Origin of the sequence: Nocardia sp. NPDC059236 (assembly GCF_042754085.1) — a bacterium.
Lineage (GTDB): Bacteria > Actinomycetota > Actinomycetes > Mycobacteriales > Mycobacteriaceae > Nocardia.
The window spans coordinates 472,127-494,653 of sequence record NZ_JBHZAF010000001.1 but is presented as its reverse complement, the minus strand read 5'-3'; the positions used below and the strand labels follow the sequence as shown (position 1 = coordinate 494,653).

The window sequence follows — 22,527 nt, the reverse complement described above, 5'->3', positions numbered from 1 at the left end:
CCACGCCCCCGGCGGCAAGCTGGAGGCATGAGCGAAAAGGAGATCACCATCCCCACCACCATGAAGGCCATCGGCCAGGACGTGCTCGGCGGTCCCGAGGTCCTGCACGAGGTGGAACTGCCGGTGCCGCAGCCCGGTCCGAGCGAGATCCTGGTGCGGGTGCGCGCCACGGCCCTGAACCCGACCGACTGGGGTCACCGCCGCCGCGCAGGCCTGTTCCTGCCCCCGCCCCCGTTCGTGCTGGGCTGGGACGTCTCCGGCGAGGTGGTGGCGACCGGGATCGGCGTCACCCTGTTCAAGCCCGGCGACGAGGTGTTCGGCATGCTCCCCTACCCGCACGGGCACGGCGCGGCCGCCGAATACGTCACCGGACCGGCCCGGGCCTTCGCCCGCAAGCCCGCCAATCTCGACCACGCGCGGTCCGCCGCCATCCCGCTGGCCGCCCTGACCGCCTACCAGGCGCTGGTCGACACCGCGAATGTGCAGGCCGGGCAGCGGGTTCTGATCCACGCCGCCGCCGGCGGTGTGGGGCACTTCGCGGTGCAGATCGCCAAGGCGCGCGGCGCGTACGTGATCGGCACCGCCAGCGCCGCCAACCACGATTTCCTGCGCGGCATCGGCGTCGACGAGGTGATCGACTACCGCACCACCGATTTCGCGGACACGGTCCGCGAAATCGATATGGTCCTCGACCCCATCGATGCCGACCACGCCCAGCGGTCCCTGCGCACCCTGCGGCCCGGCGGCATTCTGGTTTCCCTGCGCGCCAATGGCGGTGACCACTACAAGGCCGATGCCGAACAGCTCGGCGTGCGTGCCGAAATCCTGCTCGTCGAGGCCGATCACACCGGAATGGAGGCGCTGCGCGAGCTCGCCGAGTCCGGCGCGCTGCGCCCCACCATCGCGGGGTCGTTCCCGCTCGCCGACGCCGCCAAGGCCCATGCTCTCGGCGAGACCGGCCGTACCGTCGGAAAACTGGTCCTCACCGTCGAGTGAGGTAGCAATGGAACCGCGCCGCGCGCCGGAGAACGGCAAGCGGCGCGGTTCTGTTCACGGAAGTTCCGACCCGTGAACGGTTTACGGCTCGAACAGATCCAGCTGCGGCTCGTGACGCCGCACTTCGATCGATCCGAAAACCAGGTCCGGCGGCGGGACCAGGCCGAGGTGCTCCCACGCCGCCGCTGTCGCGATGCGGCCGCGGGGCGTGCGGGCCACCAATCCGGCCCGTACCAGGAAGGGTTCACACACCTCCTCGACCGTGGCCGCTTCCTCGCCGACCGCGACGGCGAGGGTGGAGACCCCGACCGGGCCGCCGTTGAAGCTGCGGATCAGCGCGCTCAGCACCGCGCGGTCGAGGCGGTCCAGCCCCAGTGCGTCCACGTCGTACACCGCCAGTGCGGCACAGGCGATTTCACGCGTGACAAGTCCGTCGGCCTTGACCTCGGCATAATCACGGACGCGCCGGAGCAGCCGGTTCGCAATGCGGGGCGTGCCACGGGAGCGGCCCGCGATCTCGGCCGCCGCGTCGGACTCCAAGCGCACGCCCAGGATTCGGGCCGAGCGTTCCAGAATCTTCTGCAGCTCTTCGGGTTCGTAGAAGTCCATGTGGCCGGTGAAGCCGAAGCGGTCGCGCAGCGGGCCGGTCAGGGCACCTGATCGAGTGGTCGCGCCGACCAGTGTGAAAGGCGCGATATCGAGTGGAATCGACGTCGCGCCAGGGCCTTTGCCGACCACCACGTCGACACGGAAGTCCTCCATGGCCAGGTACAGCATTTCCTCGGCCGGCCGCGCCATGCGGTGGATCTCGTCGATGAACAGCACATCGCCCTCGACCAGATTGCTGAGCATGGCGGCCAGGTCGCCCGCGCGTTCCAGCGCCGGGCCGGAGGTGAGCCGCAGCGCGGTGCCCAGTTCGCCGGCGATGATCATGGCCATACTCGTCTTGCCCAGCCCCGGCGGGCCGGACAGCAGCACGTGGTCGGGGGTGCCGCCGCGCAGTTTCGCCCCGCGCAGCACCAGCGCCAGCTGTTCGCGCACGCGCGGCTGGCCGATGAAGTCGTCGAGGGACTTCGGGCGCAGGCTGGCCTCGACCTCGCCGTCGGATTGCAGATAGCTTGCGCTGACGGCGGATTCGGTGTCGTCGATATCGTCGAACTCGTCGCTCATGACGGCCTATCGATTCTTGCCCAGCAGCCCGAGCGCCGTGCGCAGCGCCTGCGAGGTGCCGATGCCGGGGTCGTCGGCCAGCACGGCGTCCACCGCACCCTCCGCCTGCCGGGCCGGGAAGCCCAGCCCGATGAGCGCGTCCACCACCTGCTCGCGCACCGGGGTGGCCATGGGCGCGGGCCCGGATCCGGGCGGGCCGGACTGCACCGGAACCAGATCCACCTTGTCCCGCAGCTCGACCACCATGCGTTCGGCGCCGCGCTTGCCGACACCCGGGACCCGCGTCAGCGCCGCCACATTCGATTCCGCGAGCGCCTTGCGCAGCGCCTCGGGTTCGAGCACCGCGAGCACGGCCATGGCCAGCTTCGGGCCCACCCCCGACACGGTCTGCAACAGCACGAACAACTCCCGCGCCTCGGTGTCGGCGAAGCCGAACAGCGTCATGGAGTCCTCACGCACGATCATGGTCGTGTAGAGCCGGGCGTCCTCGCCGCGGGTGAGCCCGGCCAGGGTGGCCGGGGTGGCATTGAGCCGGTAGCCGACCCCCGCCGCCTCGATGACCACATGGTCGAGCCCGATCTCGAGTACCTCGCCGCGTACCGACGCGATCACCGCGTTACCGCCTTCCGTTGCTGGGCAAGCCTTTCCTCGTACATGCGCCGTTGCCGCTCGGCCATCGCCTCCGCCTTGGCCATGCGTTCCAGCATGGGTGCGCGCCAGCAGTGGCAGATCGCCAGGGCGAGCGCGTCGGCGGCGTCGGCGGGCTTGGGCGCGACGGCCAGCCCGAGGATACGGGTCACCATGGCGGTCACTTGCGCCTTGCCCGCCGAACCATTGCCGGTGACGGCCGCCTTCACCTGAGACGGCGTGTGGAAATGCACCGGGATCTGCCGCCGGGCGGCCGCGAGCGCGATGACGCCGCCCGCCTGCGCGGTGGCCATGGCGGTGCGCACATTGTGCTGGGAGAAGACGCGTTCGATGGCCACGGCCTCGGGCTCATGGGTGTCCATCCAGGCCTCGGCGGCGTCGGCGACGAGCAGAAGCCGTTGCGCCAGCTCCATTTCCGGCGGGGTGCGCACCACGTCGACGGCGAGCATGGAGACCTGCCGGCCCATGCTGCCGACGATCATGCTGATGCCGCACCGGGTGAGCCCGGGGTCGACGCCCATCACCCGCACCGAAACCCCTCTCACCATGAACGAACAACTGTTCGAGAGTCTAACGGACCCTCGCGGCGACATTGTCCATCGACACGGCCGGTCGCGGTGCGGGCTCGGGTGATCCGGCCGGAATCAGGAGCCGCTGGGCGCGGGGGCGCCGGGGCGACGGCGGCCGCTGTTGTCGACCACGGCACTCAGGTAGTCGATGCCCGTCAGGTAACTGGGCTCGAACGTGTCGGGCTCCTTCTCCATCGGAGGCGAGTTCCAGGTGCCGTCGGAGTTCATCGAGGGCGTGCCGGGGCGGAATCCGCCGGACACCCAGTGGCCGGTGCACCCGACCTGCGTCTGTTCGGTGGTGTGGCTGTTCACCCAGACCGACGTCTCGTACCCGTCACCGAATCCCGAGCAGTGCACCCGCACCTGGATGCGGTAGATGTCGTCGGTGTCGTTGCGGCAGCTGCGATCGCTGCACGAAACTCCCTCGGCCAGATCCGTCGCGAACGCCGCCGGGGCCAGGGCGCCAGCCGCGGCGGTGATCAGGGCCGCGGCGCCCAGACCGACCAGCAACCGTTGAGCCATGTGTGAATCAACTCCTATCGACTATGACCCGACCCGCGATTCAGCTTGCCGCACAGGAGGTTTCACGCATATCGGGGTAAACCCGGAATTCGGTCGCTCAGGCACCCTGATTCGCGGCGAGTGCCGCAGCGAAGAGCCGGAACGCCTCGTCGCCGAAGAGGACGAACCGCACCTCCCGCACCCGGGTCTCGGTGCCGCGCACGGTCTCGACGGCGATGCGGGCGCCGTCGTCCATGGGCCAGCCGTACACGCCGGTGGAGATGGCGGGGAAGGCCACGGTGTCCGCTCCGAGTTCGTCTGCCACGCGCAGGGATTCGCGGTAGCAGGAGGCCAACAGCGCGGAGCGGTCCTCGGTCGCCGACCACACGGGGCCGACGGTGTGAATCACCCAGCGGGCGGGGAGGTTTCCGGCGGTGGTCGCGACCGCCTGCCCGGTCTTCAGGCCGCCGCCGTACCGGGAGGCCCGCAGTGCGCGGCAGGCGGCGAGGATCTCCGGTCCGCCCTTGCGGTGGATCGCCCCGTCCACTCCCCCGCCGCCGAGCAGCGAGGAATTCGCCGCGTTCACAATGACATCGACCTGCTGTTCGGTGATATCGCCTCGCACGGCGCGCAATTCGGGCACGCCGCGATTCTCGCACCCGGCACCCGTGGAGCCCGGGAAATACGACGCGGGCCGCCTCCCGGTTCGGGAAGCGGCCCGCGTCGTTCGGAGCTCGATCAGGCGTCGAGCTCGGCCAGCACCTCGTCGGAGACGTCGATGTTGGTGAAGACGTTCTGCACGTCGTCGCTGTCTTCGAGCGCGTCGATCAGCTTGAACACCTTGCGCGCGGCCTCCGCGTCGACGGCCACCGACATCGACGGCTGGAAGCTCGACTCGGCGGAGTCGTAGTCGATTCCGGCCTGCTGCAGGGCGGTGCGCACGGCGATCAGGTCACCCGGCTCGGAGATGATCTCGAAGGCGTCGCCCAGGTCGTTGACCTCTTCGGCACCCGCGTCGAGCACCGCCATGAGCACGTCGTCCTCGGAGAGACCGTTCTTCTCCAGGGTGATGAGGCCCTTGCGGTGGAACAGGTACGACACCGAACCCGGGTCGGCCATATTGCCGCCATTGCGGGTCATCGCCACACGCACCTCACCGGCGGCGCGGTTGCGGTTGTCGGTGAGGCACTCGATCAGCACGGCGACACCATTGGGGCCGTAGCCCTCGTACATGATGGTCTGCCAGTCCGCGCCACCGGCTTCTTCACCACCGCCGCGCTTGCGGGCGCGCTCGATGTTGTCGTTGGGGACCGACGACTTCTTCGCCTTCTGGATGGCGTCGTACAGAGTCGGGTTGCCGTCCGGGTCACTACCACCGGTGCGGGCCGCCACCTCGATGTTCTTGATCAACTTCGCGAAGAGCTTGCCGCGCTTCGCGTCGATCCCGGCCTTCTTGTGCTTGGTGGTGGCCCATTTTGAGTGGCCGCTCATTCCCTACTTCCTCGTTTCAGGGGGCGCTGTCGTTCAAGTGGCAAACTACCCGCCCCGGAGGACGGACAACTGCACCAGTCTACTCGAGTGCACTTTCAGACTCCGGCGCGCGGACGCACCACGGTGTCGACGAACAGCTTGTGCACCCGCAGATCGCCGGTCACCTCCGGATGGAAGGAGGTGGCCATGACATTGCCCTGCCGCACCGCGACGATGCGCCCGGCCGCCGGGCCCGCGGGCACCCGGGCCAGCACCTCGACGCCGTCCCCGGCCCGCTCGACCCAGGGGGCGCGGATGAACACCGCGCGGACCGGGCCGTCGTCGAGGCCGACGAAGTCCAGGTCCGCCTCGAAAGAGTCGACCTGACGTCCGAAGGCATTGCGGCGCACCGTCATATCGATGCCGTGCAGGGGCTGCATGTCCGGGCGGGTGTCGAGGACCTCGGAGGCGAGCAGGATCATGCCGGCGCAGGAACCGTAGGCGGGCAGGCCGTCGCGGAGTCGCTGCCTGACCGGTTCGAGCAGGTCGAAGACCTCGAGCAGCTTGCTGATGGTGGTGGATTCGCCACCGGGCAGCACCAGACCATCGACGGCGGCCAGCTCGGATTCGCGGCGCACGGGCACCACATCCGCCCCGCACGCCTCGAGAGCATGCAGGTGTTCACGCACATCGCCCTGCAGCGCCAGCACACCAATCGTCGGTTTCACGCCGTCGAGCATACGTTTGCGGGGGTGTGTGGCCCTGCTCACCTACGGTGTCAGGGTTCCGTTAGGGCGGGTGTCCAACAGGCGTTTCGGGTGAACACTGCGGCATGTGACTGATTTGCTACCGCAAACCTCGCCCGGGCCGCGTGGCGGAGTCGACGCACCGCCGCCCCGGCACGGGCTGACCGTCGCGACCGGGCTGGCCGGGCTCTCGCTGGACGCCATGGCCTCGGTGGCCTACGGGCCGGAGGCGATCGTGCTGGTGCTGGCGGCCGCCGGGACGGCCGGGCTCGGCTTCACGCTGCCGGTGACCCTGGCGATCGTGGTGCTGCTGGCCGTGCTCATCGCGTCCTACCGGCAGGTCATCGCCGCCTTCCCGAACGGCGGCGGCGCGTACGCGGTGGCCAAGGCCCGGCTGGGCCGGCGGACCAGTCTGGTGGCCGCGGCCTCGCTGATCGTGGACTACGTGCTGAATGTCGCGGTGTCGATCGCCGCGGGCGTGGCGGCACTGACCTCCGCGTTCCCGCAGCTGTTCCCTTACACGGTGTGGATCTGCCTGGCCGTGCTGGCCGGGATCACCGTGCTCAATCTGTACGGCATCCGCGAGAGCGCCCGCGCTTTCATGGCCCCGACTGTGGTGTTCGTGCTCGGCATCTTCACGGTGATAGTAGCGGGCCTGCTGCGTTCGGAACCGGCCACCGTCGCCACCGGCGCGGCCGTCGCCGAGAACGCGCGCACCATCGGAATCCTGTTGCTGCTCAAGGCCTTCTCCAGTGGCTGCGCGGCCTTGACCGGGGTGGAGGCCATCGCCAACGCGGTGCCCAGCTTCGCGCAGCCCAAGGTCAAGCGCGCACAGCGGGCCGAGGTGGCGCTGGGTGTGCTGCTGGGCGTGATGCTCCTCGGGCTGGCCACGCTGATCGGCAAGTTCTCGATCCACCCGATCGAGGGCACCACGATCCTGTCGCAGCTGACCGAGTCGGCACTGGGCCACGGAATCGCCTACTACATCGTGCAATTCGCGACCGTGATCCTGCTGGCGCTGGCAGCCAACACCTCCTACGGCGGCCTGCCCACGCTGACCAAGATTCTCGCCGACGACAATTCGCTGCCGCACCGGTTCGCGGTGAGCTCGCAACGGCAGGTGTACCGCTTCGGCGTGCTGGCGCTGGGCGTGTCCTCGGCGGTGCTGCTGGCCGCATCCCGGGGCGATATGAACGCGCTGGTGCCGCTGTTCGCGATCGGCGTGTTCGTGGGCTTCACCATCGCCCAGGTGGGCATGGTCCGGCACTGGCTGGACGTGCGTACGCGGGGCTGGCAGTGGCGGGCGGCGCTGAACGGCTTCGGCGCGGTGCTCACCTGCGTAGCGCTGATCGTCACCACCGCAATGAAATTCACCGAGGGCGCGTGGCTGATCGTGCTGGTGCTGCCGCTACTGGTGGTGGCCATGGAGCGGATCCGCACGATCTACACCCGCATCGACGGCTGCCGCGGCGCGGGCTGCGTGCCCGCCGAGCCGAAGGCCACCGAGACCGCGATCGTGGTGCCGGTGTCGGAGGTGTCGGAGCTGAGCCGGGAGGCGCTCTCGGCGGCCATGTCGCTGGGCCGGGACGTCACCGCGGTGCATGTGTGCCTGCCGGGCGAGAACATCACCGTCTTCACCAAGGAGTGGGAGGCCTGGCATCCGGACGTCCGTCTGGTGCTGCTCGAGGACGGTGATTCGACCGTCGGCGGCCCGGTGGCGCGCTATGTCGCCGATAACTTCACCGGCCGCCGCAAGGTGGTGGTGATCGCCGAGATCGAGCCGCCCGCCGGGTGGAACCACGTGCTGCCCAGCCATCGCAGTGACGAGCTGGAGCGGGTGCTGCGCAAGATGAACGACACGGTGGTGTGTCACCTGCGGGTGCAGACCGCCTGATCTCCGAAAACCCGAGCGCGCCGCCGGAATTCACCGGCGGCGCGCTCGATTTGTTTGCGGCTCGGATGGTTTCGGGTGCGGCTCAGGCCGTTCCGGCCGGGTACGACTCGGCCTGCTCGTCACGGAAGGTACGGGTCAGCCCCTCCTGCATGACCACCGCGACCAGTTCCCCGGCCTGGTTCCAGATCCGCCCGCCGGTCAGCGCGCGGCCCGCGCCCGCCGAGGGCGACTGCTGGTCGTAGAGCAGCCAGTCGTCGGCGCGGAACGGGCGCAGGAACCACATGGCGTGGTCGAGCGAGGCGTTCTGGGTGGGCTCGTCGGGGTGGATGACCTTGGACGAGCCGAGCAGGGTCATATCGCTCATGTACGCCAGGGTGCAGACGTGGAACAGTGGATCGTCGGGCAGCGCGTGCCGGTAGCGGAACCACACCTGCTGCTGGGCGACGAGACCGTCGCGGCGGTCCACCTCCTCCTGCGGGATGTTGCGAATGTCCCAGTGCTCCCATTCGCGCATGGCCCACAGCCGTTCCGGGCTCATCGACTCCTTGGCGTCGGGCAGCTCGGCCGGCGGCGGCACCGAGGGCATCCGGTCCTGATGCTCGGGTCCCGCGTCGCCGACGTGGAAGGAGGCCGACATGGTGAAGATGGCCTCGCCGTTCTGCACACCGGTGACTCGGCGCGTGCAGAAGGAGCGGCCTTCGCGGACGCGGTCCACCAGGTAGACGGTGGGTCGCTCCGGATTGCCCGGCCGCAGGAAATACCCGTGCAGTGAATGCACCTGATAGTGCGGATCCACCGTGCGTACCGCCGCCACCAGCGCCTGCCCCGCCACCTGCCCGCCGAATGTGCGTGGCAGCTGCGTCTTGGTGGACGCGCCACGGAAGATGTCGCGTTCGAGTTGCTCTATTTCGAGCGCCTCTTCGATCGTCGCCATGCACCCGTCCCTTCGCGTTTGTCGCGCTCAGGCTAACAACCGCACAAATCTATCGCTTTCATCACGATCGTTTCTGTTACGATAGTTTCATGAGCTGGAAGCGCCGGATCCTCATCGCCGTGAGTTGCGTTGCCGCACTGGCGCTGTCGACGAGCGGATGGGTGATCGTCCAGCACGACTTCGACATTCGCGCAGAGCGGGTCACCATCACCGGGGGCGCTCAGCCGCTGCAGGGCACGCTGGCCTTGCCGAAACACGGGGACGGACCGTTCGGGCTGGTTGTTTTCGTGCACGGCGACGGCGCGGCCACCGCCGATCGCGACGAGTTCTACCGGCCGATCTGGGAGACCTTCGCGCAGGCCGGGTACGCGTCACTGGCGTGGGACAAGCCGGGTGTCGACGGCGCGCCGGGCAAATGGCTGGACCAGAGCATGCAGGATCGGGCCGCCGAGACCGAGGCCGCGATCGCGTGGGCGCGTGGGCGTCCGGACATCGACGCGGGCCGCATCGGCCTGTGGGGCATCAGCCAGGCCGGGTGGGTCCTGCCCGAGGTGGCGGTCCGGCACCCGGAGCTGCGGTTCATGATAGCGGTCGGCACGGCCGTCAACTGGATCCGGCAGGGCGAGTACAACCTGCGCGCCGAACTGCGCGAGCGGCACGCCTCCGACGACGAGATCGCCGCCGAGCTGCGGCGGCGCGAGAACGATCTGTCACTGCTGCGCGAGGGCGCGAGCTATGACCGTTACCTCGCGGCCACCGCGGATTCCCCGCCCATGTCGGCGGACCGCTGGCGGTTCGTGGGCAAGAACTTCCGCTCCGATGTCACCGAAACCCTTGCGCAACTGCGGGTTCCGACGCTGCTGCTGCTCGGTGAGCGCGATCTCAATGTCGATGTCGCCGAAACGGCGCGGGTGTACCGGGAATCGATGCCCGCGGACCTGCTCACCGTCCGGACCTTCCCGGACGCCTCGCACAACATCGTGAAGTTCGATCTCGACAAGCCCGACGGCCTGCGGTCGTTCCTGGTCGCGCTGTTCGCGCCCCGATCCCTCTATGCCCCGGGCTATCTCGACGCGTTGCGCGAGTACGCCGCCCAGCCACCGAACCACTGATGCTGCACAGGAGTACCGCCATGAAGGTCCTTGCCCTCGGCGCGGCGGGCGCGATGGGCGCCGCCGCCGTCGACACCGCCGCCCGGCTGCTGGGCGTCGAGCAGATCGTGATCGCCGATCGGGACGGGCAGGCCGCCGCGGCGGTGGCCCGGCGCTTCGCCGGCGCCCGGGTACCGGTGTCCGCATGCCCGCTGGATGTCACCGACGCCCCCGCGCTGCGCGACGCGCTCACGCAGGTCGATCTGGTGCTCAATACCGTCGGCCCCTACTACCGATTCGGCCGCACCGTGCTGAGCGCCGCGATCGACACCGGCACGCACTATCTCGATATCTGCGACGACTGGGAGCCGACGGTCGACATACTCGGGCTCGATGACCGGGCGCGGGCTGCCGGGGTGTGCGCGATCGTGGGAATGGGCGCCAGTCCCGGGATCAGCAATCTGCTGGCGGCGCTGGCGGCGGCCGAGCTCGACACCGTTCTGGACGCGTATACCGCGTGGCCGGTGGATGTTCCGGGCGCGGGCGGCGGCGCGGAGTCGCTGCTCGGCGACGAGCAGCCGACCGCGGCGGCCGTCCACTGGATGCAGCAGAGCAGCGGCAGTATCTCGGCGGTGACGGCGGGCCGGGTGGTCGCGCAACGTCCCCTGCGCCCGGTCGAGCTCACCCTGCCCGGCGGGCGGCGCGGCACCGCCTACACCATCGGCCACCCCGAGCCGATCACCTTGCAGCGCAGCCTGAAACCGGTCGGCGACGCGGCCAACCTGATGGTGGTGACGCCGTCGACGCTGGCCTATCTGGAGATGCTGCGCCGCGATATCGACGCGGGCCGGCTCACCAATGAGGCGGCCGCGGAGGAGCTGGCGCGGCCGACGCTGGCGCGGATCGCCCGCTCGGTGCCGACGGCCCTGCGGACCCGGGGGCCGGGGAATCTGCCGCCGTTCTTCGCCGCTCTGTCGGGCCGGCGAGCCGGGCGCGAATATCGGGTGCTGGCACACCTGGACCCGTCGGTGGCGGGTGGCATCGATAAGCTGTTAGGCGATATGGCGCGGGCGACCGGGATTCCCTTGGCACTGGGCATGTCCCAGGTCATCGACGGCTGCGCCCGCCGGCCGGGGGTGCATCCGCCGGAGGCGGTCATCGACGCGCCGCGGTTCTTCGCGGATCTGGGCCGCGAACTCGGTGGCGGCTCACCGGTCGTCATCGAGCGGGAACCGGTCGGGTAGCGCCGTGCATCGTGGAGTGAGGAGTACGTCGTGGACGATCTGATTCCGGCCACCGAGATTCCGACCCGGACGCTCGTGGAGAGCATGATCCGGGAGGACGCCACGATCGACGGCGGTGAGCTCTACGATGTCGCGGCCGTGCTCGGCATGAGCGATCAACAGGTGCGCCTGTGCATCAAACGGCTGGTGGCCGAGGGGCGATTCACGCACGAGGGGCGCGGGCGCAAGGCGGTGCTGCGCGCCACCGAGGACACCCGCGGGACCATCGAACCCGATCTGGAGTATTTGCGCTTCGCCTATGCCCAGGATCGTGGGGAGGTGCAGTGGGACGGCGTCTGGCATCTGGTGGCGTTCGCGGTGCCGGAGGCGAATCGGCAGGCGCGTGACGCCATGCGCGAGGACATCGTGTACCGCGGCGGCGCGCCGATCCAGGGCGGGCTGTACGTGTCGCCGCACGCGTGGGAGGATCGAATCCGTTCCCTGGCAAGTAAACTCGGCATCGACGGGCAGCTCACCACGCTGTCGACCGGTGAGCTGTCGGTCGGGGGGATCACCGGGGGTGTCGAGCTCGCGGCGCGACTGTGGCCGTTGGACCGGCTCGCCGCCGGGCACGAGCGGCTGCTCGCGGCCGCCGAGTGCACCCTGCCGGCGCTGCGCACCGCGGATCCGACCCGACAGCTCTCGCTGGCAATCACTTTGGCGAGCGAGTTCGATCGTGCCGTCGTGTCCGATCCGCTGCTGCCGCCGGAACTGCTTCCCGAGCACTGGATCGGGGTGACCGCGCGCGCCGCGGTCGCGGAGTGCTGGGCGGAGCTGAATGCCGCTCCCCTGCCGCCGATTCGGCTGTTCCGCTGGTACGCGGAGGCGGTCGCCGAGATCACCGCCCCCACCGGCGCCCGGGATTAGACCGACAGCACATCATCCCCCGGCCCGGCCGTGACAGTGACCCGGAACCCTGAAAATCCTTACGGTTTGCTTACGCTCAGCGGTGGCAGCATGTGCTGACGGGCTCACGCTCGATGAGGGACATCGCTGAAACGGGGGGTGCCAGTGTTGGCAATAGCCGAGGTCGATCAGGCCTTGGCCCGGCTCGATGCCGACCATGGTGAAATCGCGGCGAATCTCGCGGAGCTGGAAGCCGATCCAGGCGTCCGGTTTCTGGACAGGGTGCCGCTGACGGGTGTGACCGCCATCGGCCATCCGCTGCTGAAGCGGCTCGACGGCATCGAGGACCGCTTGAATACCGAACGGGCACTGGCCATGTCGGATCCGCTGAGCCTGGCCGAGCGGCGGCCCGCCGGCGGCGATCCGATGGCGCTGACCCGCGAACTCGAGACCGCCCGCGACAATGCCCTCCCGCTACCGCCGCGCCTACGAGCTACTCCATTCCGCCCCTTGCGATCTCGCCGCCGCCAGCAGCGCGATGGCCGAGTATCAGGGGCTATCACCGAGAAGACGGCATGACCATGACCAACTGCCTGCGGCCGGATTGCGGCGGCACCATTCAGGACGGCTTCTGCGACGAATGTGGGCTGGCGCCCGCCGCACCGGCGCAGCACGTTTCGACACCGGTCCTCGCGGCCACCTTCACCGGGGCCGCGCCGACGCCCAACGGGCATCCGGCTTCCCGGACCGGGGTGGGTTCGTCCCGCTCGGGCCGGCACAGCCGCCGCGGCTCCAGCCGCTCCTCCTCCCGCTCGACCCGTACCGCGCGGTCCAGCCGGGGCCGCCTGGGCGCGGGCCTGGTGTCGATTCCGCAGGTGCCCTACCGGGATCCGTCCACGGCGGTCATGGCCGATCCGCAGGTGCCCGAGCACGAACGCTTCTGCAGCAACTGCAATCAGCGGGTGGGCCGCGGCCGCGAGGGGGTGCCGGGCCGCACCGAGGGGTTCTGCCGCCAGTGCGGCACCGCCTACTCCTTCACTCCGAAGCTGACGGCCGGAGATCTGGTGGCCGGGCAATACGAGGTGCTGGGCTGCCTGGCCCACGGCGGCCTGGGCTGGATCTATCTGGCCCGCGACCGCAATGTCAGCGACCGCTGGGTGGTGCTCAAGGGCCTGCTCGACACCGGTGACGCCGACGCCCTGGCGGCGGCGGTGGCCGAGCGGCAGTTCCTGGCGTCGGTCGAGCACCCGAACATCGTCAAGATCTTCAACTTCGTGCGGCATCCCGACCCTCGCACGCGGGAGCCGGTCGGCTACATCGTCATGGAGTACATCGGCGGGGCATCGCTGAAAGAGCTGCGCTCCCAGCACGATCCGGCCGGACGGCTGCAGCCGTTGCCGCTGGCCCGGGGCCTGGCCTACATTCTCGAGATCCTGCCCGCGCTCGGCTACCTGCACGGCATGAATCTGCTGTACTGCGATTTCAAGCCCGACAATATGATTCAGACCGAGGAGCAGCTCAAGCTCATCGACCTCGGCGCGGTCCGGCACATGGACGACGAGGACAGCGCGGGGTTCAAGACCGACGGCTACTGTGCGCCGGAGCTGGAAACCGAAGGCGCGTCGGTGGAGTCGGATCTGTTCACCGTGGCGCGGACACTGGCCGTGCTGACCTTCAACTTTGACTATCAGCACGCCTACCGGTACACCCTGCCACCCGCGACGGAGGTGCCGCTGCTGGCGCAGTTCCCGTCGTTCCGGCGGCTGCTCGAGCGCGCCACCGCCGCCGACCCGAACGAGCGGTTCGGGTCCGCCTCGGAGATGGCCGAGCAGGTCACGGGCGTGCTGCGCGAGGTGGTGGCCGCCGAGGACGGGCAGCCGCGGCCGGCGCTGTCGACCGTGTTCAGCGGCGAGCGTGCGGCTTTCGGCGCCGACCCGCAGCAGTGGCCCGCAACACCGGACCCGCTCGCCATCGTGGCGGCACTGCCGGTGCCCATGGTCGATCCGTCCGATCCCGCGGCGGGCTTCCTGGCCACCACCTCGATCGGTGATCCCCGGCAGCTGGTGACCGCGCTGGAGGCCGCACCGGTGTCCTCGCCGGAGGTGGCCCTCGCACTGGTCCGCGGCCGCATCGAGAGCGGCGACTTCGACACGGCCACAGCCGAACTCGCCGCACTCGAGGAGTCGGAGGACGCCGACTGGCGGATCACCTGGTATCGCGGAACGACCGCCCTGGCCCGCCGCGACTGCACCGCCGCGCGCGAGCACTTCGACACCGTCTACGGCATGCTGCCCGGTGAGGCGGCGGCCAAGCTGGCGCTCGCGGCGGCCCGGGAGTGCGCGGGTGAGTTCGACGCCGCGTCCCGGCTGTACCTGCAGGTGTGGCGGACCGACCACGGATACCCCAGTGCCGCCTTCGGTCTGGCCCGCACCCGGCTGCAGGAGCGCGATATCGACGGCGCCATCGCCGCCGCGGAATCGGTGCCCGCCGGCTCCAGCCATCACACCGCCGCCCAGCTCGCCGCCTTCGCCGCGCAACTCGCGGGCGGGTCGGGCCGGCACGGGTATCTCGTCGCCGCCGGCGATCGCCTCAGCGGCCTGCCGCTGGATCCGGAGCACAAGGCGTGGCGGAGCGTCGCCGTCCTCGACGCCGCGCGGACCCTGGCGGCCGCGCAGCCGGTCGAACCGGGCGCGACCGTGCTGGGCTGCCGATTCGCCGATCGCGAGCTGCGGACCGCGCTGGAATCCCAGTTCCGGACGCTGGCGCGACTGGCCCCCGACAAGCTGGCGCGGCGGGATCTGGTCAACCGCGCCAATGCCATTCGCCCCGTCAGCTGGGTGTGAGCCATGACGACGACACTCGAGGAGACGACCGACGTGTGCCCGGCGTGTGGAGCGCGATGCGCCGACGGCGACCGATTCTGCGAGGACTGCGGCGCATCGCTGACCGGTGAGATCACGCCGGCGGCCGTGCCCGACCGGTGGCAGCTCGACCTCGGCACGCTCGCCGCGGTCACCGATCGCGGGAAACGGCACGCGCACAACGAGGATGCGATGGCGCTGCGCATCCTCGACGGCACCCGGATCCTGGTGGTGTGCGACGGGGTGTCCAGCTCCGAGCACGCCGCCGACGCCGCCCAGCGGGCCGCCGCCACCGCCGCGGACCGGCTGGCGGCCGAGCTCGGCGCGGGTCTCGGCGCGGAGGCGGCCACCCTACTGGCCATCGGCGCGGCGGCGGAAGCCGTTGCGGCCCTGGGTGATCGGGGCGAGCTGACACCGTCCTGCACCATCGTGACCGCGGCGGTCACGGCCACCGCGGTCACCGTCGGGTCCATCGGCGACAGCCGCGCCTACTGGCTCACCGCCGACCCCGCGGCCACCCCGCCGCGCCGGTTGAGCATCGACGATTCGGTGGCGGCCGGGCTGGTGGATCTGGGCGTGGACGAGGTGACCGCCATGTCCATGCCCGACGCGCACACCCTCACCGCCTGGCTCGGGGCCGACGCGGACGCCGTCGAACCCCATCTGCGCACCTTCGTCCCGGACGGGCCGGGCGCGGTGCTGCTGTGCAGTGACGGACTGTGGAACTACTACCCCGACGCCGCCGCGCTCACCGCGCTCGCCCTGCCGTCCGCCCTGACCGACCCCCGCGCCGCGGCCCACCAGCTGGCCGATCTGGCGCTGGCCGCCGGTGGCGGCGACAACATCACCGTCGCCGTCGCACCATTTCCCGCCCTCTCGAGGAATGACCGATCATGAACGACCCCTTGGGTTTCCGCATCGACACCTTCCAGAACGAGTACCTGCCCGCCGGTGCGACGCGGGTCGACGCGATCGTCACCGTGACCGCGACCGGCGGCGGCGCGATACCGGCCGGCGGCGGGGCGGCCGAGGTGATCATCGTCGACTGCTCGGGCAGCATGGACCACGCCTACGGCAAACTGGCCGCCGCCAAGAACGCCACCGCCGCCGCCATCTCGGCGGTGCGCGACGGCGTGGACTTCGCCGTGGTGGCGGGCACGGACCAGGCGCGCATGGTGTACCCGGTCACGCCGTCGCTGATCGCCGCCTCACCCGGCAACAAGGCCGATGCCATTGCGGCCGTGCAGAACCTGCGCGCCGGGGGCGGCACCGCGATCGGTACCTGGCTGCGGCTGGCGCGGCAGCTGTTCGGGGAGCGCGGCGGGCTGCGCCACGCCATCCTGCTCACCGACGGCCGTGACGAGCACGAGACGCCGCAGCAGCTCGACGCCGAAATCCAGGCCAGCACCGGGGTGTACGTATGCGACTGCCGCGGCGTCGGCACCGATTGGGAGATCGCGGAACTGCGCAAGCTCTCGAGCGCGCTCCTCGGCACCGTCGACATCGTCGCCGACCCCCGGGATCTGGTGGCCGACTTCCAGGCCATGACCACCGCCGCCATGGGCAAGTCGGTCGCCGATGTCGCGCTGCGGCTGTGGACCCCGCGCGGGGCCACCGTGAAATTCGTCAAGCAGGTCGCGCCGGAGCTACTCGACCTGACCGGGCGGCGCACCGAAACCGGCACGCAGACCGGCGAATACCCGACCGGGTCCTGGGGTGGCGCGGAGAGCCGCGACTACCACATCTGGGTCGAGGTCGCGCCCGGCGGACTCGGCGATGTCATGCTCGCCGGGCGGGTCGCGCTGGTGCGCGGCAGCGGGGATCAGGCCGAGGTGCTGGGGCAGGGACTGATCAAGGCCGTGTGGACCGACGACGTCGCCCAGTCCAGCAAGATCAGCTCGGAGGTGGCCCACTACACCGGGCAGGCCGAACTGGCCGGGGTCATCCAGGAGGGCCTCGCCGCACGCCGCGACGGCGACCTCGACACGGCCACCAGGAAGCTCGGGCGCGCGGTGCAGATCGCCGCGGAATCCGGCAATGCGGACACCGCCAAACTCCTGGAGGGCGTGGTCGACGTGCTCGACGCGCGGACCGGGACCGTACGGCTGAAGTCCGCGGTGCGCAAGGCCGACGAGATGACCTTGGACACGCGGTCGACCAAGACCTCCCGCGTGCACAAGCGGTGAAGGGGACGACCATGCTGACCTGTCCGGCCGGACACGAATCGGCGGCCAGCGACTACTGCGATGTGTGCGGGCTGCTCATGGAGGCGGGCGAGAAACCCACGCCCGCACCGGAACCCACGGGTGTGCCGTGCCCGGTGTGCGGCGAGCCGCAGACGGGACGGTTCTGCGAGGGGTGCAGTTACGACTTCGTGGCGGGCGGGCCCGGGGTGACGAGGGCCGCGCCCGCCGCCACGGTGGTCGTGCCCGCACCGACCGTGGTCGCGCCCACATCGGCGATGGTCACGCCGCCGCCCGACTCCGAGACTTTCATAACCGCCTGGACGGCAACGGTTTTCGCTGACCGCGAGTACTTCGACACCATGCGCAGCGAGGACGACGACGTCGAATTCCCCGCGTACTGCCCCGAACGCGTCTTCGCGCTGCAGGGCGCGCAGGTCCGGGTGGGCCGCTACAGCGCCTCCAAGGGCATCGATCCCGAGATCGATCTCACCGGTCCCCCGCAGGATCCGGGCGTCTCGCACCTGCACGTGCTGTTCGTCGCCCAGCCCGGAAACGGCTGGGCCGTCATCGATCTCGGCTCCACCAACGGCACCCGCGTGAATGCGGCCGCCGATCCCATTCCGCGTGGGCAGGCGGTGCCGGTGCGATCCGGTGACCGTATCCACCTGGGCGCGTGGACCACTCTCACCCTGAAGCAGGACACCCCGTCATGACGACGATGCTCACCCGTCCCCAGACTCCACGCGCCGAGGCCGATCCGGCCACGGGCGCGCTCGCGCAGCTGCGCGGACTGCTGCCCGGGCGGTCGGACACCCCGGGCTGGATCCGGCTGCTGGCCATCGCCGCGGTCGTGCTCACCGCGATGACCGCGGTGGTGATGGCCGTCGACGCACGAACGACCCGGCACGGTATCGACGTCATCGGCAACCACACGGCACCGACGGTGACCGCCACAGAGGATCTGTACTTCGCGCTGGCGGACATGGACGCGCAGCTGGCGAATGTGCTGCTCGCCGGAAACGATTCGACGCTGGCGAGCGTGCGCAAGAACGCGTTGACCGGCTACGAGCAACGCCGGGTGCAGGCCGACGCCGACCTGCAGCAGGCCATGACCATCGCCACCAATGATGATGCGTCCCGCCAGATCCGGGAGCTGCTCGACAAGTTCGGGCAGTACGAGGCACTGGCCGCGGACACCTTCCAGCTCGGCGATCTCGACCGTGGTGCCGCGGGACAGCCCTCGGCGCGCACCCTGGAGGCCTACCGGGCGGCGACGGGGATGGTGCCGGATCTGCTGTCGCGCGCCCAGAAGCTGGCCGACACCAACAGCGGTGTGCTGAGTCAGGCGTACCAGGACAGCGAGCACACCACGGTCGCGGCCCGCGTACGCATCGCTGTGCTGGGCCTGCTGCTGCTCGGCGTGCTGGCGGGACTGCAGGTCGTGCTGCGGGTGATGCTGCACCGGCGGGTCAACCCGGCGCTGGCCGCGACCACCGTGCTGATGCTGGGGGTGCTGACCGGCGGCTACCTCGCGAATGCCTCGGCGGCACACCAGCTCACCGTCGCCAAGCAGGACGCCTTCGACTCGCTGCTGGCGCTGCGGCAGGCGCGGGCGCTGAGCTACGACGCCAATGCCGACGAGAGCCGGTACCTGCTCGACCCCGCACACGCGGCGACATACCAGCAGAGCTACTTCGAGAAAGCGCAGCGACTGGCCGGGGTCCAGGCGCGCGGCGTCGACGACTACGCGGGCGCGCTCGACCAGGCGATCGGCGCACACAGCGGCGATCTCGCGCAGGCCATCAGCGCCGACTCCTTCCTCGGCGAGGAACTGCGCAACATCACCTTCTCCGGCGAGCGCCAGGCCGCCGAGCAGAGCCTGCTCACCTATCAGGCCTACCAGCACGACGATCACGCGCTGCGCGGACTGGCGGGCTCGGACCTGCGGGCGGCCATCGCCCTCGACACCGGCGCCTCCAACGACCACTTCGCCGCCTACGACAAGGCCCTGGTGTCGACCATCGACATCAACCAGCACGCCTTCGACACCGCGATCACCCACGGCGAGAACGATTTGTCGGGCTGGAGCACCTGGCTCCCGTACGGCGCGGCCGTGGTCGTCGCGGTGCTGGTGCTGCTCGGTGTCCGCCCGCGCCTGGCCGAGTACCGCTGACCGGAGGTGACCGGGCACGAGACCTCGGCCAAGATGGTCTCGTGCCCGATTTCACCGCCATCAGCCCCGACGCCCTGTACGCACTTATCGCCGAGCGGGCCATGACGCTGGCGGGGTATGCGGTGATCGCGGTCGACGGCGCGGATGCCGCAGATCCGCTCACCGTCGCGAACGGGGTCGCCGAACTCCTGCGCACCCGGGGCCGTCCCGCCGCGGTGGTGTCGCTGCACGATTTCGTCCGGCCCGCCTCCGTGCGCCTGGAATACGATCGCGACAGCGAATTCACCTACCGCACGGGGTGGTTCGACTACGCGGCGCTGAATCGTGAAGTCCTCAAACCGCTCCGGGACACCGGGCGCTACCTGCCGGCGCTCTGGGACGAACGCGCCGATCGCTCCGCCCGCGCTCGCATCCGCACCGCCGACGACACCACGGTGCTGTTCATCGCCGGACCCATGCTGCTCGGGCGCGGACTGGACTTCGATCTGACTGTCGGCCTGCGCATGTCGGCGGGGGCGCTGCGCCGCCGGACGGACGCCGCGAGCCTGTTCACCGTGGACGGACTGCTCGAGTTCCAGCGCGAGCACGCCGAAGAACCCGATATCCAGGTCGCCTGGGACCATCCGGACCGGCCGGCGATCCGGGTCGGCTGAACCCGCTCGACAATCCTGCTCGGCCGAGCCGCGGCACGGAACTCAGCGCGATTCCGTCCGCTTCGCCAGGGCCCCGAACGCCGCCTTGGGCTCCCAGGTCAGCGAACCGCTTTCGGGCTGAAGGACTTTCACCAGTCCCAGGCTCGCCAGGTCCAGGTCGAGCGCGGGGTCGTCGTGGCGTGGCAGATCGTAGCGGGCGAAGCAGTAATAGAAGGCGGCGTCCACGCCCGCGGTATCGAGGATGCCGAGCAGGTCGGTGAGGTGGTCGGCCTGGGCGGGCTCGTCGCGCTCGTAGCGGCCATCGAGGCGCAGCGGCCTCGCGGTGTCCGGATCCCATTCGATGATGTCGAAGCCGTGCGGGCCCGCATCGGGCGCGCCGCGGAAGGACGGGCAGCCGAATTCGGTGATGGCCACCGGCTTTCCGAGCTGCTCACCCTGAGCGACATAGGCGCGCATGGTGTCCCGATAGCCGGGCGCCAGCTCCGCGCCGCGGTATCCGGCGTCGGTGGCGAGGATGTCGAAGAGCTCCCAGTCGACCTGCTCGAACGGCAGGCTGCAGTAGGTCAGCCTGCCGAGGAACCGATCCCGGGCGATCGCGGCGGCGCGGGCCAGGAGATCGTTGACGCGAGCGGGGATTCCGGCGAGCGCGGCCTGGCCCGCCGGGGTGCGCAGGGCGGCGGCCCGCTCGGCCAGGGTTTCGCCGGGCAGATAGCCGAGCACGAACATGGCGAGCTCGGACCCGACCGCCAGCACGATCTCCGCGCCGCTCGCACGCAGGCGTTCCGCGTGTTCGGCGCAGTCGGCGACGACGGCGAGAACCTCGTCCTCGGTGACGTCGTTCAGGAACGGGCACACCCAGACTTCCAATCCGGCGGCCGCGGCCTCGGAGGCCGCCAGATTCAGCCGTTCCGGGTACCCGCCGGTGATGCGGACCGCGTCGCAGTGCAGGTCCGCGCGGATGACCCGCATGTCCTCGCGGACCCGTGCGATGTCGAACGGCTCGTGGGTGCTGCTGCCCAGGTTCACGAAGCCGGTGTCGTAGCAAACGCCGATCGCTCTCATCGGCTACCTCCTCCATTTACGGTACTGTTCGTACCCTAGCTGCGACCATAGCCCGCTTCGGACCGGTCTCGCAAGGTACGCTCAGTACCGTTATGAGCGAATCGACAGAGCGCCCGACCCGCCGCCGCGGCCCGGCACTGGAACAGGCGATCCTGCGTGCGGCCGTGGACGAACTGCTCGAATCCGGATACCCCGGGATGACCATGGATGCCGTCGCCGCCCGGGCGGGCACCAACAAGAACGCCATCTACCGGCGCTGGCCCAACCGCGCCGCACTGGGCGTCGCGGCGTATCGGCAACTGACCTCGGCCGCGCTCGAACTGCCGGACACCGGCGCCCTGCGCACGGACGCGCTGGAGTTGTTGCGCCGCGCCAACTCCCATCTGTCCTCGCCGCTCGGCGAGATCCTGCGCAGCCTGCTCTCCCAGCTCGCGAACGAGCCCGAACTGCTCGCGCAATTGCGGGAGCAGTCCGGGGACGCGGGGACCCGGCCGTGGCTCACCATCCTCGAGCGGGCGGTCGACCGCGGCGAGGCCCCGCCCGCGGCGTGCGTGGCCCGGGTCGCCACCACGCCGATCGACCTGCTGCGCAACGAGTTCGTGACGCGCGGCGTGCCGACGGTGCCCGACGACGTGCTGGTGGACATCGTCGACACCGTGTACCTGCCACTGATCCGCGGGTATTCGGCTGCCAGTCACCACCGGGGCGAGATCAGGCCGCCCAGGGCGAATCGAGAATGACCTCGACGAAGTCGCCGCGCCGGAATCCTGGCGAGAAGTGCTCGAGGACATCGGCTTTCACATTCCCGAAGGTGGTGTCCGGGCGACGGGCGATCCCGTCGGTGAAGGCGGCCAGGATGCGGCGCTTGAAATCCGGGCGCGGGTGGGCACGGATCACGGCGGCACGCTGCTCCTCGGTGACATCGTCGTAGCCGATGCCGAGCACATCGAGCTCGACACCGGCGGTGACCAGGGCGATCTCGGGTGCCATGTGGGCCGGGATCTCCGGGGTGGTGTGCAGAGCGATTGCGGTCCAGGCGATATCGGCCCGCTCGGCGGGGATGCCGTGCGCGCGCAGGAAGGCCCGGGCGTCGTCCGCGCCGTCGATCTCGAACCGCTGCCGGGAATCCTGGTGCCGGGGTGTCAGACCCAGGTCGTGGAACATGGCCGCCACGTAGAGCAGTTCGGGGTCGTAGCCGAGGCCGCGGCGCGCACCCTGCAGCGCACCGAACAGGTAGACCCGGCGGGAGTGATCGAAGAGCAGTTCGCCCGCGGTGTCGCGGACCAGTTCGGTGGCCTCGCGGGCCAGAGCGCTGTCGGGGATGGCGATATCGGCAATGTGTTCCATGGCAACCACACTCGCCGAACCGGCGGGTCCGGCACCGTGTCTTTCCGGACAGGAACCCCACAGATCCGGACATGCCGGAGTGCTAGGTTCGGGTGGG

Annotated in this window: 23 protein-coding genes; 13 read left to right on the top strand and 10 right to left on the bottom strand. The window is 70.1% G+C overall.

What is annotated here, in order from left to right; all coding sequences use genetic code 11:
- Positions 1-27 precede the first annotated feature (27 nt).
- Complete coding sequence (locus tag ACFXIV_RS02500; RefSeq protein WP_379395131.1) at positions 28-996, top strand: NADP-dependent oxidoreductase; 969 nt, start codon at positions 28-30, stop codon at positions 994-996.
- An 81-nt stretch (positions 997-1,077) separates the two neighbouring features.
- Here ACFXIV_RS02500 and ruvB read toward each other — a convergent pair whose 3' ends face one another.
- The 7 genes from ruvB to pdxT all read right to left on the bottom strand — a co-directional run bounded on the left by ruvB (position 1,078) and on the right by pdxT (position 6,094).
- The gene (ruvB, locus tag ACFXIV_RS02495) at positions 1,078-2,166 is read right to left on the bottom strand and encodes a Holliday junction branch migration DNA helicase RuvB (protein ID WP_379395132.1); all 1,089 of its coding nucleotides are present in this window, start codon (positions 2,164-2,166) and stop codon (positions 1,078-1,080) included.
- 6 nt (positions 2,167-2,172) lie between these two features.
- Positions 2,173-2,778 carry a Holliday junction branch migration protein RuvA gene (gene ruvA / locus ACFXIV_RS02490; RefSeq protein ID WP_379395134.1) on the bottom strand — a complete coding sequence of 202 codons (606 nt, stop codon included), beginning with the start codon at positions 2,776-2,778 and terminating at the stop codon, positions 2,173-2,175.
- The gene (gene ruvC / locus ACFXIV_RS02485; RefSeq protein ID WP_379395694.1) at positions 2,775-3,344 is read right to left on the bottom strand and encodes a crossover junction endodeoxyribonuclease RuvC; all 570 of its coding nucleotides are present in this window, start codon (positions 3,342-3,344) and stop codon (positions 2,775-2,777) included. Before ruvC ends, ruvA begins: the two co-directional genes overlap by 4 nt.
- A gap of 114 nt (positions 3,345-3,458) precedes the next feature.
- Positions 3,459-3,905 (bottom strand): hypothetical protein, encoded by a 447-nt coding sequence (locus ACFXIV_RS02480; protein WP_379395136.1) that lies wholly within the window; start codon positions 3,903-3,905, stop codon positions 3,459-3,461.
- 97 nt (positions 3,906-4,002) lie between these two features.
- A complete protein-coding gene (locus ACFXIV_RS02475; protein WP_379395138.1) occupies positions 4,003-4,527 on the bottom strand; it encodes an O-acetyl-ADP-ribose deacetylase in 525 nt (174 codons plus the stop codon).
- 95 nt (positions 4,528-4,622) lie between these two features.
- Positions 4,623-5,375, bottom strand: coding sequence for a YebC/PmpR family DNA-binding transcriptional regulator (locus ACFXIV_RS02470; protein WP_379395140.1), 753 nt, complete (start codon positions 5,373-5,375; stop codon positions 4,623-4,625).
- Between the two features lie 95 nt (positions 5,376-5,470).
- Positions 5,471-6,094: a pyridoxal 5'-phosphate synthase glutaminase subunit PdxT gene (pdxT, locus tag ACFXIV_RS02465; protein WP_379395696.1), complete on the bottom strand. Its 624-nt coding sequence runs from the start codon at positions 6,092-6,094 to the stop codon at positions 5,471-5,473.
- A 208-nt stretch (positions 6,095-6,302) separates the two neighbouring features.
- On the opposite strand from pdxT, the gene ACFXIV_RS02460 reads away from it, so the two are divergent.
- Positions 6,303-7,994 carry an APC family permease gene (locus ACFXIV_RS02460; RefSeq protein ID WP_379395698.1) on the top strand — a complete coding sequence of 564 codons (1,692 nt, stop codon included), beginning with the start codon at positions 6,303-6,305 and terminating at the stop codon, positions 7,992-7,994.
- A gap of 82 nt (positions 7,995-8,076) precedes the next feature.
- Here ACFXIV_RS02460 and ACFXIV_RS02455 read toward each other — a convergent pair whose 3' ends face one another.
- A complete protein-coding gene (locus tag ACFXIV_RS02455; protein ID WP_379395142.1) occupies positions 8,077-8,928 on the bottom strand; it encodes an acyl-CoA thioesterase in 852 nt (283 codons plus the stop codon).
- Between the two features lie 107 nt (positions 8,929-9,035).
- On the opposite strand from ACFXIV_RS02455, the gene ACFXIV_RS02450 reads away from it, so the two are divergent.
- The 10 genes from ACFXIV_RS02450 to ACFXIV_RS02405 all read left to right on the top strand — a co-directional run bounded on the left by ACFXIV_RS02450 (position 9,036) and on the right by ACFXIV_RS02405 (position 20,021).
- Positions 9,036-10,040 carry an alpha/beta hydrolase family protein gene (locus tag ACFXIV_RS02450; protein ID WP_379395700.1) on the top strand — a complete coding sequence of 335 codons (1,005 nt, stop codon included), beginning with the start codon at positions 9,036-9,038 and terminating at the stop codon, positions 10,038-10,040.
- Between the two features lie 20 nt (positions 10,041-10,060).
- Positions 10,061-11,263: a saccharopine dehydrogenase family protein gene (locus tag ACFXIV_RS02445; protein ID WP_379395144.1), complete on the top strand. Its 1,203-nt coding sequence runs from the start codon at positions 10,061-10,063 to the stop codon at positions 11,261-11,263.
- An 84-nt stretch (positions 11,264-11,347) separates the two neighbouring features.
- Positions 11,348-12,169: a PaaX family transcriptional regulator C-terminal domain-containing protein gene (locus ACFXIV_RS02440; protein ID WP_379395702.1), complete on the top strand. Its 822-nt coding sequence runs from the start codon at positions 11,348-11,350 to the stop codon at positions 12,167-12,169.
- A 147-nt stretch (positions 12,170-12,316) separates the two neighbouring features.
- Entirely contained in the window at positions 12,317-12,727 is a 411-nt protein-coding gene (locus ACFXIV_RS02435) for a hypothetical protein (protein ID WP_379395146.1), read from the top strand.
- Positions 12,724-14,991 carry a tetratricopeptide repeat protein gene (locus ACFXIV_RS02430; protein WP_379395148.1) on the top strand — a complete coding sequence of 756 codons (2,268 nt, stop codon included), beginning with the start codon at positions 12,724-12,726 and terminating at the stop codon, positions 14,989-14,991. The genes ACFXIV_RS02435 and ACFXIV_RS02430 overlap by 4 nt, the downstream gene beginning before the upstream one ends.
- A gap of 3 nt (positions 14,992-14,994) precedes the next feature.
- Positions 14,995-15,906, top strand: a complete 912-nt coding sequence (locus ACFXIV_RS02425; protein ID WP_379395150.1) for a protein phosphatase 2C domain-containing protein — start codon at positions 14,995-14,997, stop codon at positions 15,904-15,906.
- The gene (locus ACFXIV_RS02420; RefSeq protein WP_379395152.1) at positions 15,903-17,195 is read left to right on the top strand and encodes a VWA domain-containing protein; all 1,293 of its coding nucleotides are present in this window, start codon (positions 15,903-15,905) and stop codon (positions 17,193-17,195) included. Before ACFXIV_RS02425 ends, ACFXIV_RS02420 begins: the two co-directional genes overlap by 4 nt.
- An 11-nt stretch (positions 17,196-17,206) precedes the next feature.
- Positions 17,207-17,908 (top strand): FHA domain-containing protein, encoded by a 702-nt coding sequence (locus ACFXIV_RS02415; RefSeq protein WP_379395154.1) that lies wholly within the window; start codon positions 17,207-17,209, stop codon positions 17,906-17,908.
- Positions 17,905-19,368 (top strand): hypothetical protein, encoded by a 1,464-nt coding sequence (locus ACFXIV_RS02410; protein ID WP_379395156.1) that lies wholly within the window; start codon positions 17,905-17,907, stop codon positions 19,366-19,368. Before ACFXIV_RS02415 ends, ACFXIV_RS02410 begins: the two co-directional genes overlap by 4 nt.
- Positions 19,369-19,409: 41 nt before the next feature.
- On the top strand, positions 19,410-20,021 hold the full coding sequence (locus ACFXIV_RS02405) for a hypothetical protein (RefSeq protein ID WP_379395158.1): 612 nt from the start codon (positions 19,410-19,412) through the stop codon (positions 20,019-20,021).
- Positions 20,022-20,063: 42 nt separating this feature from the next.
- On the opposite strand, the gene ACFXIV_RS02400 is transcribed toward ACFXIV_RS02405, so the two are convergent.
- Positions 20,064-21,083 carry a hypothetical protein gene (locus ACFXIV_RS02400; protein ID WP_379395160.1) on the bottom strand — a complete coding sequence of 340 codons (1,020 nt, stop codon included), beginning with the start codon at positions 21,081-21,083 and terminating at the stop codon, positions 20,064-20,066.
- 92 nt (positions 21,084-21,175) lie between these two features.
- Between ACFXIV_RS02400 and ACFXIV_RS02395 the strand changes: the two genes are divergently transcribed.
- Positions 21,176-21,823, top strand: coding sequence for a TetR/AcrR family transcriptional regulator (locus ACFXIV_RS02395; RefSeq protein WP_379395162.1), 648 nt, complete (start codon positions 21,176-21,178; stop codon positions 21,821-21,823).
- On the opposite strand, the gene ACFXIV_RS02390 is transcribed toward ACFXIV_RS02395, so the two are convergent.
- On the bottom strand, positions 21,795-22,430 hold the full coding sequence (locus ACFXIV_RS02390) for an HD domain-containing protein (RefSeq protein ID WP_379395164.1): 636 nt from the start codon (positions 22,428-22,430) through the stop codon (positions 21,795-21,797). The genes ACFXIV_RS02395 and ACFXIV_RS02390 overlap by 29 nt on opposite strands.
- Positions 22,431-22,527 lie beyond the last annotated feature (97 nt).